At 55.2% G+C, this 14,210-nt stretch carries 14 protein-coding genes; 2 read left to right on the forward strand and 12 right to left on the reverse strand.

The genetic code is table 11. The features are described from left to right. Window positions 1–51: 51 nt before the first annotated feature. From tsf to H7846_RS05790, 6 genes are all read right to left on the reverse strand, one after another. Complete coding sequence (gene tsf / locus H7846_RS05765; RefSeq protein WP_186695544.1) at window positions 52–714, reverse strand: translation elongation factor Ts; 663 nt, start codon at window positions 712–714, stop codon at window positions 52–54. Window positions 715–829: 115 nt separating this feature from the next. Beyond that, window positions 830–1,747: a 30S ribosomal protein S2 gene (rpsB, locus tag H7846_RS05770; protein WP_186695545.1), complete on the reverse strand. Its 918-nt coding sequence runs from the start codon at window positions 1,745–1,747 to the stop codon at window positions 830–832. Between the two features lie 208 nt (window positions 1,748–1,955). Beyond that, the gene (gene rpsI, locus H7846_RS05775) at window positions 1,956–2,351 is read right to left on the reverse strand and encodes a 30S ribosomal protein S9 (RefSeq protein ID WP_186695546.1); all 396 of its coding nucleotides are present in this window, start codon (window positions 2,349–2,351) and stop codon (window positions 1,956–1,958) included. 65 nt (window positions 2,352–2,416) lie between these two features. Beyond that, window positions 2,417–2,851 carry a 50S ribosomal protein L13 gene (gene rplM, locus H7846_RS05780; protein ID WP_186695547.1) on the reverse strand — a complete coding sequence of 145 codons (435 nt, stop codon included), beginning with the start codon at window positions 2,849–2,851 and terminating at the stop codon, window positions 2,417–2,419. 455 nt (window positions 2,852–3,306) lie between these two features. Then, window positions 3,307–4,593, reverse strand: coding sequence for a glycosyltransferase family protein (locus tag H7846_RS05785; protein ID WP_186695548.1), 1,287 nt, complete (start codon window positions 4,591–4,593; stop codon window positions 3,307–3,309). Window positions 4,594–4,671: 78 nt separating this feature from the next. Further along, the gene (locus H7846_RS05790; protein WP_186695549.1) at window positions 4,672–5,055 is read right to left on the reverse strand and encodes a holo-ACP synthase; all 384 of its coding nucleotides are present in this window, start codon (window positions 5,053–5,055) and stop codon (window positions 4,672–4,674) included. 121 nt (window positions 5,056–5,176) lie between these two features. On the opposite strand from H7846_RS05790, the gene H7846_RS05795 reads away from it, so the two are divergent. After that, entirely contained in the window at window positions 5,177–5,551 is a 375-nt protein-coding gene (locus tag H7846_RS05795) for a hypothetical protein (protein WP_255460870.1), read from the forward strand. Between the two features lie 15 nt (window positions 5,552–5,566). Here H7846_RS05795 and H7846_RS05800 read toward each other — a convergent pair whose 3' ends face one another. The 5 genes from H7846_RS05800 to H7846_RS05820 all read right to left on the reverse strand — a co-directional run bounded on the left by H7846_RS05800 (window position 5,567) and on the right by H7846_RS05820 (window position 10,801). Beyond that, complete coding sequence (locus tag H7846_RS05800; protein WP_186695550.1) at window positions 5,567–6,772, reverse strand: transporter; 1,206 nt, start codon at window positions 6,770–6,772, stop codon at window positions 5,567–5,569. A gap of 197 nt (window positions 6,773–6,969) precedes the next feature. Then, on the reverse strand, window positions 6,970–7,656 hold the full coding sequence (locus H7846_RS05805; protein WP_186695551.1) for a C39 family peptidase: 687 nt from the start codon (window positions 7,654–7,656) through the stop codon (window positions 6,970–6,972). Further along, window positions 7,656–8,087, reverse strand: a complete 432-nt coding sequence (locus H7846_RS05810; RefSeq protein ID WP_186695552.1) for a hypothetical protein — start codon at window positions 8,085–8,087, stop codon at window positions 7,656–7,658. The genes H7846_RS05805 and H7846_RS05810 overlap by 1 nt, the downstream gene beginning before the upstream one ends. Before the next feature lie 71 nt (window positions 8,088–8,158). Beyond that, on the reverse strand, window positions 8,159–9,727 hold the full coding sequence (locus H7846_RS05815) for a hypothetical protein (protein WP_186695553.1): 1,569 nt from the start codon (window positions 9,725–9,727) through the stop codon (window positions 8,159–8,161). A gap of 459 nt (window positions 9,728–10,186) precedes the next feature. Beyond that, a complete protein-coding gene (locus H7846_RS05820; protein WP_186695554.1) occupies window positions 10,187–10,801 on the reverse strand; it encodes a DUF4352 domain-containing protein in 615 nt (204 codons plus the stop codon). A gap of 37 nt (window positions 10,802–10,838) precedes the next feature. Between H7846_RS05820 and H7846_RS05825 the strand changes: the two genes are divergently transcribed. Further along, a complete protein-coding gene (locus H7846_RS05825; RefSeq protein ID WP_186695555.1) occupies window positions 10,839–11,603 on the forward strand; it encodes an ABC transporter ATP-binding protein in 765 nt (254 codons plus the stop codon). 535 nt (window positions 11,604–12,138) lie between these two features. Here the strand turns inward: H7846_RS05825 and H7846_RS05830 are convergent. Continuing rightward, window positions 12,139–14,079, reverse strand: a complete 1,941-nt coding sequence (locus H7846_RS05830) for a M1 family metallopeptidase (RefSeq protein WP_255460871.1) — start codon at window positions 14,077–14,079, stop codon at window positions 12,139–12,141. Window positions 14,080–14,210 lie beyond the last annotated feature (131 nt).

Consider the following 14,210-nt stretch of genomic DNA (forward strand, 5'->3'; position numbering starts at 1 on the left):
AGAGCCCAGGCTGTCGCCCGGGCTCGTTGGTCCTGCGAGTCTGAGGTCAGCTTATGCTGAAGCCTCCTCCGAGGAGGTCTGGGCGGTGGTGGCAACAGTCCAATTGGGGTCGCCTACCTTGAAGCGGGCGAAGCGGCGCACGCTGATGTTTTCGCCGAGCTTGCCGACGCGGGCAGCGATGATCTGCGAGATCGTCTGGCCCTGGTCTTTGATGAACGGCTGGTCCAGCAGGCAAACCTCTTCGTAGAACTTGCTCATCTTGCCTTCGAGCATCTTCTCGATGATGTTGGCCGGCTTTCCACTCGAAGCAGCCTGGGCGCGATAGATGTCCTTCTCACGCTCGATGTCTTCGGTGGTGACATCCTCGCGGCGAACATAGCGCGGGTCGGCGGCGGCGATGTGCATGGCGATATCGCGCAGCAGCTCCTGGAAGTCAGGCGTGCGGGCCACGAAGTCGGACTCGCAGTTCAGCTCAACCAGGACACCGATCTTTCCTCCGGCGTGGATGTAGGTTCCAACGGAGCCTTCGTTGGTCGTGCGCGAAGCCTTCTTGGCGGCCGAGGCCATGCCACGCTTACGGAGGACGACGAACGCCTCCTCCATGTCGCCCTTGGCTTCCTGCAGGGCCTTCAGGCAGTCGCCCATCGGGGCGCCAGACTTCTCGCGAAGCTCTTTGACCAGTTTCGCATCGATCTTTACGGCAGTTTCAGACATTGGTAGATCCCTTCTTCAAGTAGAACGAAATTCAGACAAAAGGGGCGCGGGATTTACCCGCGCCCCCATGATTCCAGATGACGGTTACAGCACTGCGAATGCGGTGCCTGGGGGCTTAGGCTCCTGCGTCGGCGACGGCCGAGTCCTGCTCGTCGATCGAGGCGGCAGCCGGTGCCTTGCGGATGTTTCCGCCCAGAACGGCAGCGAGATCGACGTTGTCGTCCTCGTCCTCGTCTGCAGCGGTGATGGTGGCCTGGATCTCGGCAACTTCTCCGTCTTCGCCAACGAATTCAGGCGAGACCTCGGTCTGCTGAACGTCGGCAACCTCGTCCGAGAAGGCACGTTCAGAAACCATCTGGGCGCCCTCGTAGGCCGAGTCAGCAATCTTTGTCGTGAACAGGCGGATCGCACGCAGAGCGTCATCGTTTCCGGGGATCACGTAATCGACTACCGTTGGATCGCAGTTCGTGTCCACGACCGCGACGACCGGGATGCCGAGCTTACGGGCCTCGGAGACGGCGATGGCTTCGTTGTTCGAGTCAATGACGAACAACGCATCCGGCAGGCGCTTCATGTTCTTGATGCCGGCGAGGTTGGTCGAGAGGTGCTTCCGCTCACGCTCGAGCTTGATGACTTCCTTCTTGGTCAGCAGCTCGTAGCGTCCGTCGGTCGACATCTCGTCGAGTTCCTGCAGGCGCTTTACCGACTTCTGCACCGTTACCCAGTTGGTCAGCAGACCGCCGAGCCAGCGCGAGTTGATGTAGGGCATTCCGGCGCGGTTGGCTTCTTCGGCCACGGCATCCTGCGCCTGGCGCTTGGTGCCGACGAAGAGGATGAGCTTGCCAGTGGAGGTAAGGTCGGTGACGAACTTCGACGCGTCCTTGAACATCTTGAGCGTCTTCTGCAGGTCGATAATGTAGATTCCGTTACGCTCGCCGAAGATATACTCCTTCATCTTCGGGTTCCAGCGCTTGGTCTGATGCCCGAAGTGAACTCCGGCTTCGAGCAGCTCTTTCATCGTAATAGTAGCCAAATCGATCTCCTTGGTTGAGGCCCAAACGGAGTGTGTTCATCCTGGACCTGTATTGATCCCCCGTAGGGGAGATTGGACTCCTTGCCGCAGAAAATATTTCTTCTGCGGGTGTTGCGAACAGGAACCGAACCCCTAGGATCCGATTCCTGTCAAAGCTGAAATTCTCGAAAGCAAAAGCAGCAGCCAAAAACTTTGCTGAGGAGCTTTTCTATCGCTTCGAGAACTGGAACCGTGCGCGAGCGCCCTTCTGCCCGTACTTCTTGCGCTCCTTAGCGCGCGAGTCGCGGGTGACGAGGCCTTCGCTCTTGAGCGCCTTGCGGAGCTCAGGGTTGAACTGCATCAGAGCGCGTGCGATGCCGAGCTTGACCGCATCCGCCTGACCCATCACGCCGCCGCCACGAACCGTGGTGATGACGTCAAAGGTCTCGCCGATATTTTCGATGCCGAGCGAGCGCTTAGCGGCAGCACGCTGCTGCGCCGTTACGAAGTAAACGTCAACGTCCTTCTTGTTGACGGAGAATTTGCCGCTGCCCGGGCGCAGAAAAACGCGCGCAATCGAACTCTTGCGTCGGCCGGTGCCATAATACTGGACGAGATCTGCCATGTTGATCCTCAAAATCCTTTTCAAACGGGGCCGAAGCCCACAAACTTAGTTGCAAACCGCCAAACTTAGACAGTCGCTTCGAGAGCCTCAGGCTTCTGCGCCTGATGCGGATGCTTGTCGCCCTTGTAGACCTTCAGCTTGGTCGCCATCTGACGGCCCAGCTTGGACTTGGGGAGCATGCCTTTGACGGCCTGCTCAATCACGGCTTCAGGACGACGCTTCAGCAGGTCCACGAAGGACTCTTCGCGAAGACCGCCGGGGAATCCGGTATAGCGGCGATAGAGCTTCTGGTCCGCCTTGAGGCCCGTCAGAACGATCTTTTCGGCATTGACAATCACAACATGATCGCCGGTATCAATATAAGGCGTGTAAAGCGGATTGAGCTTGCCCGACAGCACATTGGCTGCCTGCGTAGCGAGCCGGCCAAGGGTCTTGCCGCTCGCGTCGAGGACAAACCACTTGCGTTGAATATCTTTGGGGCTCGGGATTCTGGTAGACATCGTTGTATTACTCCTTGCTTCTGCCGTCTTCCTTGGTCGGCGCACTACGGAAGAATCCTGGAACAGATGGGTGCTGCAAAAAACTGAAGATGAACCAACAAACGCCCTAGCCATCTCCCTGCAAAAAGAATATTTCGCAGAAACGAACTGCCGGATTGCGCACAGAACCTGGTTCGTGGCCTGAGAATGTGGGTGCTTTAGGGCTTAGAAATCCAATCGCCCGGGTGGATCCACTCAATGTCTCGCAGGTACACAGAAGCGTACACGCAAGACTGCGCGAGGTTTAATCATATCGGAGGGGATACAGAGAGTCAATGATCGAAGGGGGGCACCCCCCAGATTTCACCCAAAAGGGGTGCGAAGCCCTAGACCGCACGCTTCACACGCTTTATCGCTAAGCCATAAAACTGATAAACAACACAATCTAATATAGATAGTTAGTCTATCTCTGCTCCTTACGGATGGGAGGAGAGGGATGGATCAAACTCCTTCGCGGAACAAATCTTCCGAAGAGCAAGTGACAGGAGCCATCCATAGCCCCCGATCAGGGCCAGTTCCAGTGCCAAAAATACGAAATATACAGTACGGCCCGACAGGAGACCGAGGTGAAGTTCCTGGGCCGTCAATTGATTGAGAATCGTTGCCCAGTAGCTATGCTCGACGACTGCAATCACACTGAATCCTGCGAGTCCCGCAAGGTGAAGCCAGCGCCGTGCATCGATCGAGAGGCAGATTGGAAACAGCGTCAGCATCAGGTACGGAGGCCAGGACTTCTTCGAGAAAAACAGCAGAGCCAGCGAAAGAGCGGCGACTGCAAAGACGATTCCTCGCAGACGCACCTCCGGGGTAGCTCCTCGAAGGGTTCGAGCAAGTAAGAGGAAGATTGCAGCGAGGACTGCGACCAGCAGAAGGTCCCAGATTCTGGAAGGAACCGTAACTCCCAGAAGCGATTCCACTACGTACGGAAAGCTACCCGCTCCTTTTTTGTCTCCTTCGATCTGCAGAGGGACAAGGATCGGAAGATGCATGGCAACAAAGGCGCCATAGATGAAAAGGATTGGAATGGCCATTCCAACCACCCAGCGCCATCGTCGCGGAAGAGCGAGAAAGAAGGCCGGTACATAGAGCAGCGGAAGGAATTTGATCGCTGCGACCGCCGTTCCGATCGTAGCGCCGGAAAGCAACTCCTTTCTTCGCGAAAGGAGAAAGAGAGAGAGCGTCACGAAGACGCCTACGATCACCGTATCCTGGCCATCAACGGCGACGAACTGAAGGCCGATTGCGCTGCAAAGATATAGAAGAGCTCCTGTACGAATCTCCGTCTCCGACAGAATCCTTCGTCCAAAACGAAACCACAGCGGAAGCAGGGCAATCTCGGCAAGGATGGAGAGCAGGATGATCGCAAGCGGACTGTGCCAGATGCGGATTACCAATGCATCGAGGTAAGGGTGGAGTGGAGCATAACTGCTGGGGAAATCCCGGTAGGGAAGCAGGCCGTGGAGAATCGATTGGGCCTCAGGCCAGTAATAGGCCGGTACATCCCCTCGCGGAGGAATCCGGAGCAGGAGAAAGATCAATCCAAAGAGTCCCAGCCGGCTGACTGCGAAGGCAAGACTTATACCGCGATCAAAGTCTATTTTTGAAAGCCGTCTTGGAAAGGAACTGGAGCAGGTCGCCACAGAGGCGATTCCGGCGAAGACTCCAAGAGCTCCACGGGCAATAAGGGTCTGTTGGCCGGTCAAGGTTGGGGAGGTCCTCCTTCAAGGGATTATGGCATCTCTATGTCAAGGATGATGAAACATTTTGCAGACTCCAGATTTTTAGGCGGTTTCAGCAATGACAACAGCCAGGGCGAGGTCTCGACTGTGGGTCAGACTGAGAGAAAGTCGGGCAATTCCTAGCTCCTGCGCCCTCTCCTGCGCGCGTCCGGTCAAGTGCAGGGTGGGGCGCCCGCTTGGTTCGCGCTGCACCTCAATCTCCTTCCAGGTGATTCCACGACTGATGCCGGTACCGAGCGCCTTCGCCCCAGCCTCTTTCGCTGCGAAGCGCGCAGCAAAGCTCTCGGCCGCATGTTTCTTCTTTCTCTGGCAGTAGGCGATCTCGCCGGGAGTGAAGACCCGATGCAGAAAGCGTTCTCCGAACTGATCGATGCTCAGCTGAATCCGGCTGATCTCGATCATGTCGGTTCCTACGCCGAGGATCATCGAGTTACTCCCGTGTGTCCGTTCGTCATATGACCACCGTACTGCGAACTGTATCAAGCTACAACCTGTTAGTTCCGATAAAGGAGGAGACGGCCATCGGTTTGTATCCCCAAAGGGCCCAATGATATTGATGACATCGCTTGAGATTCAGAGTTTCAGCTACGACGAACGTTCCGGAGTTCTACCGGGTTTGATCGCCTCGCTCGCCGACTGTGGCGGCTGGGTCCTGGACCGGCGAACGCTCTCTACCAGCATGACTGAACTCAAGATTGAGGTTCAGCTTCGGTCGATCCTCGATCTCTATAGCTCTATTGTTGCCATCGGCCTCGAGCTTACAAGGTCGTCGCATATCGCGCTTACCGACTTGTGTACCTGTCGGAGAAACCTGACGTCCCTGACCGATCTTGGGCAGGTCATCACGATAAGGATGGAAATCAGCTTTCTTGAGGAAGTAACCTTACACTCGCTCCTGAACTCAGGCAGTCCTCCAGCCTAGCCATGAGGAAATCTCTCACTCGTGAACGCTGTTTTTGAAGATGCGAACGCCACTCTTGGGAGTCCACAGAGAACGACGAATTGGCAATCCGACAGAGAATTGCAGATTCGGTGTGTCCGGCGTCAGTCCGACCCCAAAGCTCAGGTCGAGGGTCCTTCCAGGCGCGTAGAGATACGACATGCCGAGTCGCAGGGAACCTTCAACGAGATATGAAGCAGGCACAACCTGCCCATTCACAGTCGTGGATTGAGTGAAGCGTTGATCCCAGCCGATCGTCATCGAAGTTTCGGGATTCAGAGAGAGGATGGAGCCAAGCTGGAAGCCGATAGCATTACCCGGGTTGAAGTGACCCGGAATCGAAATCGGCTGGCCGTTTGAATCGGTCGACTGAATCGTATGGGTTCCTTTCAGGTTCGCGGTGTACGAGAGATTCCCGAAGAAGACAACGGGGTCATTCGACTTGGCTGCCGTTAGATTTCCCTGGACCGCATAAAAACCGGTACCGAGCGCAGTCTGGCTGCTATTGAGGTTGAAACTGTCGATTCCAGTGGTGGTCTTGAAGCGCACGTTGGCCAGCAGGTCAGGGACGCGATCATGCTCCATGGTCAACTGGCGCGAAAGGCCGAAGGCGATATCGCCGAGCCCGAAAGTACTCTGCGAGGTCTGGTTGTTCTCGGCATCGACCGTACGATTCAGTTGGTAACCATAGGGAACATAGGTATCGAACTGTAGCTTGTGGGGAAGTCCGAGGCGAGCGGTGAAGGTCGGGAGCAGGAGATCCTGGCGGACGCGTTCCGAAGTAATGTCTCCTACGACAAGCACTGGCAGCAGGGCAAAGCCGTCGATGGTGAGGTGATCGGAGGACGAGCTGAAATATGAGGTTGTATTGTCAAGCTCAAGAGTTCCTGAGGGAAGCAGAAGGCCGCCACGAACGATAAGTGCCTGATCGAGTGCCTGGCTGGCCTGCCGCTCTTCTGCGTCGTATCCGGAGTTGCGCACCACGGCTGTCGCCGCTGCCAGCGTGTTCGCATGGGGAGTCGCAGCCGCCGGTGCGCTTACGCTGGAAGAGGCCGGCTGAGCCGAGATGAGGTCGCGAGGAGACGACGTAGTAAAGTTGCCTCCATTTACGCGCCACTCCAACTCCTGTACGCGTTGCAGAAGATTGCGAATGATTGCATCGCGCTCGCGTAGCGCATCGTTCATACGTTGATTGACTTGCATCAACAGTTCCTGTTGTGAAAGAGGCTGCTGGGGGGATTGCGGTTGCGCATGTGTTGGCTGCGGATTGGCCGATTGATTCTGAGCCAGAGATGTATGTACCCCACAAAACAGGAGAGCCCAAAACATCAGCCTTGCGGAAGAGAGTTGCCGAAGAGAGTGCATCGATCTGGCCTTTGTTTGCTGCATCGTTTGTTGGATCAGTAGAGATAGTTCGGCGGAATCGCGACTCCAATCTCGCGTTGAATGATGCTGGGATCGGGAATTGTGCGGGATGCGATCGAAGGTCTCTTTTCGGTCAACATCAGGTCTGTCGGCGGATGAACGATGAAGACGATGCCTTCTTTCCATAGCGATTGAAAGCGATCGACCCGCATGGTGATGTTTCCGAATCCGGGATCGGCGATGATAACGTGCCCCTCCACGATCTTGTGTACGACGATGAAATGATCAAAGCCCTTCATACGGATTGGCACGATGACAGAGGTTTTCTGTTCGGCAAGTTCTTCGATGGACATCCCCGTGAAACCCTCTGCGTGATAGCCGCGTGCCTGGGCGAAGCGTTTTAGATCCAGCAGCGAGAATCCGCCGCGGGCACGCACTCGAACCGGATCAACTCGATGCAGGATCCAAACGACGACTGCAGTTTCCGGGGTATTGTCTTTGAATTCATAGGTCAGCAGCGTGCTGAGAGCAGCAGCACCACAACTCATGTCCCACTTCTGCCGTATTACACCTTCTTCGCGAATCTCTTTGAGGCTGCGGATCGGTTTGCTGTATTCGTCTTGAGCTTGAGAGAAGACCACACTGGGAAAGATCAGAGCGCCCGCCATGACCAGCGCAAGCGCTCTGTACCAGGACCTGAAACGAACTGCGAAGAGCGTCATCAGTGTTTCCCGTTAAGGTTCGACTGCGTCAGAGTTCCGACAGTCGAGTTGATATTGACGTTGAGATTCAGCAGGACATTGATCTTCGAGTTCACTGCGTTAATATTCACCAGTGAACTAAGATTTTGTTCTGCATTGCCATTCATGCTGAGTGTGCCCATTGTGGTGCCCCCAATAGGGCCGCTCTGCAGGGCAAGTGAGCCATCACTCGAGACCAGGCCGTTTGGAGTCTGAGCTTGGCCTTGGAATTTAACAACTCCATTGGAAACCTCGGCAGAGATTGTGCCGGCGGTCACTTTGTCGAGCGCGGCATCGTTCATGGGTTGTGCTTTGGCGCGCGCCTTGGATTGGACCTTGGTTTGGGCCCAGCCTGTCGGCGTCACAGCAAAGCTGAACAGCATCAGGATCGCTATCACGAAAGTTCGTCGCATAACCTGCTCCTTGCATTCGGTAATGCAAGGCGTGTGTAAGAAACTCGATGCTTCTTACACACGCCTGCCTGTTAGCGATGCTGCGAGATGCTGTTGGTCTGGGTCAGCGTCGGAGTCGAGTTCATATTCGAGGTCCGCGCTACGTTGATTCCATTGGCAACCATGCCGCCGGCTGCATTGACGATGTTCATCGCCGTCGCATTGGCCAGTGCAGAGCCTGCCAGGGCAACGGTGTAGTTGTTGGTGGTTGTTACGGTCGAGCCGTCCACAGCAACATTCTGTGCGCTTGCATTATCGAAACTCACTGCTCCCTGAACGTTGTAGACCTTGCTCGAGGACGTTACTGTGTGATCCGAATCAGAATTGGAGTCGGTTGTGGCCAGGCTCGCAGATGTCGACTTAGCGGAGCTGGTAGAGTGCGTCGTCGTGCTGGAATTGGAATCATTCTTCGCCGACTGAGATGCATTGGAACTCGCACTGTTCGAGCTGGAAGCGCTCTGCTGTGCCTTGTTCTTATTGGAAGAGTCCGCATTCTGCGATGCATTGTTGGAAGCAGAATTTGAGGACGAATTTGCGCTTTTCGCAGCATTCGAAGCCGAGCTCTGGTTGGAAGCAGAGTTGTCAGTGGATGCCGACTGATTCGCGCTGCTGGAACCATTGCTTGAAGTCGCGGAGTTGCTGGCGGTGTTATTGCTGGAGGATCCGCCCTTCGATGCGGACAGATTATCTGCTCCATTGCCTGTCGTCGTAGAGGTTGCGCCGTTGCTGGACGATCCATTGTTGAAGGCCGAGTTTCCTACGGAAGTAGCGCTGCCGTCAGGAGCATTGGCGGAAGCGGTGGCTCCGCTGGCGCTGGCCGACGAAGTCGCGTTGCTGGTCGCGCTCTTGCTGGCGGACGAGTTATCGGTCGACGAAGCCGATTTCACGTTGCTGGCATTTTGCGCGTTATTCGAGGCAGAAGCATCCGTTGCTGAGGCCGACTTGCTGGCTGTATTGGATGCGGACGAGGTGGTCGCTGAAGAAGAGCTCTTGCTGGCGCTCTGCTGCTGAGCAGCATTCTTGCTGGCGCTGGAGCTGTTCGACGAGCTACTGTTTGCCGACTTGGTGTTCGACCAATTGTCGGTGTGGTTGGAGGTGTGATTGAACGAGGCGTTCAGGCTTGATGACGAGGTGCTGGTCGTCGTCACATCTGATGCGCTCGAGGTATTGAGCTGTGAGTTTGCCCCACGTTTGTAACCGGTCAGCGAAGCGCCTGCCGGATCGGTTTGGGTGATGGCATTTCCCTGGCCGACGTCCGCGCTGGCAGTATTGCCTTGCGTTGTCAGGCTGCCGTTATAAACATTGACGCCATTGGCAACTGCAGCATCGGAGGAGCTGACGATATTGATACCCTTCGCAGCATTCAGCGCGCTTCCTGAGAGCGAAACGCTGCCCGTATTGTTTTCTGTTACGGTCGAATTGTTTGCTGCCAGTGCGGAGCTTTCCTCGCCAGCTGCAGTGACTTTATCCATCTGGTTGTCGCGCAACGCGTGGGTCTTGCTCTGCTTTTGCGGATGCGAGTTCGATTTGCTCTGACCGTAAACCTGTCCAGAGACGACTAAGGCGGTTACGAGAGTGGCGGTAGTAACAAGATTTTTCACTTCTGCCTCCACGGCTTGGATTTTGGCAATACTTCACCGTCTATGCAGCGCAGACTGCATAACGGCCAAAATGATGCCGTTCAGGCTTTCCCACAAGCAGCCAGCACAGCATCGCGGATTCAGTCCCAGGGAGCTTCTATTCAGAAGCGCAAAAACATTTCGATTTCCACTCGCCTTCACTGCTCTCAGAAAAACGTGCAGCGATCATGGAAGGAAAAGAGCCCGATTCACAAAGCTGTTGTAAGAATCAGCTTCACATCGCTTGTAGCTCGACGCGTGTGAAATGGTGGCCCAGATGACGGTTTCGCTCTAGTGCAATCTCTGTGCCAATCCTATGTCTTTCAGATCCTGCGTAATTGAGCAGCCGAAAAAGAGAAATTCGCAAAGCTTTGCAGGCAAAATGTGAAAATTCAGTTTTCCAGCAATTCTTTGCGTATAGATATACAGAGATAGTCTGGATCAGTGCTGAACCTCAAGCCGGATGTAAACCGGAGAGTGCAACAAGCTGTCGCGATCGCCCAGCAGAAGAAGGTAGGGGAGCCTGTGTCCGTGCGTTAGGACGAGTCGAAGATCCGTTGCATCCTTTGCGATCTTGAAGACGGGCTGGCTCATAACTGAATCGCCCGGCAGAACCGTTGTCGACAGGCGAACGCCTTCCAGTCCGGACCCCTGGTTCCAGACCCGGCCCTGCGAATCGACGAGATAGGCTTGCAGAGTTTTGTCGCCTTTCCTCTGCTCATGGGAATGATTGGTGATTCGGATGGAGACTCGTAGGACCTGTTCTCCCTCGTTGGCAAAAGAGCTGGGGATACTCTCGATTCGTACCACGGTAAAACAAAGGCTGCCAAAACATTGCTCCTGCCCCTGTGCAAGGATGCGTGGTTTGGTTGAGAGTGAAATCGTCAGCAGTATGGCAATGTAAAGCAGCCAGATGCCCCCAATCCAGACAAGATGCCGACGCGCCTTGGAGCGCTCTTGCCGCAGGAATGAGATCGTTACGCCAGCAAGACCGATCAAGGTCCAGCCGATCAGCCCCCATAGCGCCAGTTCGGTCCAATTTATCCCTGATCGCATAGAAAGGTCCCGGTCACGATAAACTCAAAGGTAACTCATGGCGACTACTTCTTCCTCTTCTTCGAGCACGGCAGCCACAGTTCAGCCCATCATCGTAGCCCAGGACCTCGGCAAAACCTATCGATCCGGAAAACTTGAGGTGCAGGCGCTGCGAGGAGTCAATTTTTCAGCAGATCCAGGCGAGTTTGTGGCCATTGTCGGGCCCTCCGGATCAGGAAAATCGACATTGTTTTATGTCCTTGGAGGACTCGCGCAGGCCAGTTCCGGGTCGCTATTTATTGATGGCGCTGAATTTTCGCGGCTTTCGGATATCGAACGCACGCGAATGCGTCGCGCCAAGATCGGTTTCGTCTTTCAACGGTTCAATCTTCTTCCAACACTGACGGCAATGGGGAATATCGAGATCGCACATGATATTGCGAATCTGGGAGCAACAGAGAAGAAGCCTCTGGATCGTCCGCTACTCGATCACCTTGCCGACCTGATGAATATCAAGGGCAGGCTGGAGCATCGGCCGAACGAACTCTCAGGAGGCGAACAGCAGCGCGTCGCCATTGCCCGCGCATTGATCTCGCGTCCGGCAATTGTGTTGGCCGATGAGCCGACAGGTAATCTCGATACGAAGAACTCTGATGCTGTACTTAGCATGTTGCGGCGTTCCAGCCACGAGCTGAACCAGACCGTGCTGATGATTACTCATAACCCTGAAGCTGCGCAGATTGCGGATCGCATTCTGCATATGCGCGATGGACAGATTACGAGTATTGAAAAGGGAACCGGGCGCGTTGTTCACGAAGCGTGAGGAACCTTACTACTTTGAGCATCCCATTTGGACTTCCAGAGTAATAGTCGTTTCTATCCATGCTGCTGAGCCATTCAGCAAATAGGGTTTATAGACCCAATTGTGAACAGCGTTTGTCACTGGCTCTCTGAAGGCTTCACGGCCTGAGATATAGTCCAGTCGATTAATTTTTCCCTCAGGATCTATGAGGGCGTGCAGTACGGAGACACCACTGCCTTTCCAGCTCTCCGGCAGAGGCTCACCGCATCGGGGTGGAGGCGGATATTTAGGTATATCGCGCCGGATTGAATTGCTAAGCATAATTCCCGAGGAGACTCGTACAGGATGCTTCTCACTTCCTAATGGAGCCTGAAGATCAGTTGTGTAGGAAAGAGGGGCTTTTGAGGAGATGCTGGTCTGGCTATCCATCGGGTACTGTATCGGTGATAGTCCAAGTGCGATACATAAGAGTAACTGTAATCTCATGGGACCACCTCAGCCTGACGTCGCTATTATGCAGCAAAAAGCCGCCAGCTTTGCACCGGCGGCTTTTTGTTTATTCGGCTGATTTTGTATTGTTGCTGCGATCATCATCTGGCAGCTTGTGATCAGGGTCGATCGTAACCGAAGCAATCGGCTTCTTATCGTCGGACGACCACACGTATTCGCCCTTGCTGAGCCAGGTCTCCCATGGCAGGCGGAAGCGCTCCGAGGTGCCATCCTTGAACTTCACCTCGACTGTTGCTGGAAGCACAAGCTGGCCTTTGTTCTGGATGGTCATCGTAGCGCCATCGATCTTCTCGACTGCCATATCGAACTTCCAGTGGTTCTCGTACCAGCCGCGCCAGAACCATCCCAGGTCTTCTCCTGCCTCGCTCTGCATGGCGCGGAAGAAGTCCGAGGGCGAAGGATGTTTGAAGGCCCAGTCGCGAATGTATTTGCGGAAGGCCCAGTCGAAGCGGTCCGGTCCTAGGATCTGCTCACGCAGTAGTACCATCCCATAGGCTCCTTTGAAGTAGCTGACTGGATGGCCGAGTCGTCCGGGATAGCCGTCAGCAGGGAAGAGAACAGGCGGTGCAGCCGGGTCGTCAATCACCTTCAGGATCATGTCCGGTGGTTCGCCACCAGCGGAGTACTCGGAGTCGCGCTTGGGGCCATATTTGCCCTCGGCATACTCGTCCGATTCGAAGATATCGATGAAGGTGTTAAAGCCTTCGTCCATGAAGGCATTGCGGCGCTCATTGGAGCCGACGATCATCGGGAACCAATCATGGCCGATCTCGTGCGCCGTCACCCAGAAGAGGAACGAGCCTTTGTCTGGAATACCATCGAAGACGATTCCTGGGTACTCCATGCCGGTGGAGAAGCCTGCGACGTTGATGGCTGCGGGATAGGGATATGGATACCAGCGCTTCGAAAAGTTTTCGACCGAATTCTTTACGTACTCGGTGGATTTTGTCCAGGCATCCTCGCCCACGCTCTCGGGCGGATAGACGCTCATCGCCAGTGACTTCTTGCCATCGGGAAGATTGATCTTGGCCGCATCCCACACGAAGACCGGTGAGGCGCTGAAGGCGACATCGCGAGTGTGATCCATGTGGAAGTGCCAGGTTAGAGCCCCATCCTGTTTCGGACGGCTCTCTGATTTTCCGATTTCCTCCGGCTTAATAATGTAGACCGTCGAGTCGCTGTTGCGGGCCAGTTCCAGCCGTGCGACCTGCTGCAAGGTCAGAACTTCCTTCGGATTCACAAGCTCGCCCGAACCTGCAACGATGAAGTTTGAGGGGACGGTCACGTAGTAATCGAAGTGGCCGTATTCGAGATAGAACTCACTACCGAGATAAGGCAGCGTATCCCATCCGCGCAGGTCGTCGTAGACACACATCCGCGGATACCACTGCGCCATGTCGTAGATCTCGCCCTGTTGGGACTTGCCCCACGAGGTGCGCCCACCCCATATGCCCGGGATCTGGTAGTGATACCTGATGTGGATCTTCAACTGGCCGCCCTTCGGCTTCAGTGGCTCGGCAAGACGAATCTGCATGCGTGTGTCGGAGATTATGTAATCGGCCTTGATGCGCTGTTTTCCAGCTTCGATCTCGACTGAATCGAAGATATAACCTTCCGATGAAGGACGAGGTCCGCTCTCTTCCGTATTGCGTCTCCCTCGCAATGCAGCGCCATAGGCCAGACGTGAACGCGAATCCTTGCGATAGATGTTCTGTTCTACATGCAGCCACAGGCTGGTAAGCGTATCGGGACTGTTATTGATATAGGTAATGGTCTCAGTAGCGCTGAGCTGCTTCTTCGCTGGGTCAATCGTGGGGTGGAGCTCGTAATCCGCTTCATTCTGCCAGTAGCCTGGTCCGGGCGCTCCATTACTGGAGCGATAGACGTTGATCGGATCCGGCATGATGAAGGGCGCGAAGGTCTTGACCGGATCGTAGGAACCCTGCTGCGCCAGGGCGAGAGGTCCGGCTGCGGCGAGTAGAAACACGAAAACGCTGCGGCAGTTTATCAATGGAGTGTTCCTCGTGCAGAATTTTGGGTGAGCTTACCCTGAATATACGCCGCAGCCGGTACGATGGACGCATAGAAAGCGACTGTTTCAACGGGAGATCAGGACCT

Source organism: Edaphobacter sp. 4G125, assembly GCF_014274685.1.
Lineage (GTDB): Bacteria > Acidobacteriota > Terriglobia > Terriglobales > Acidobacteriaceae > Edaphobacter.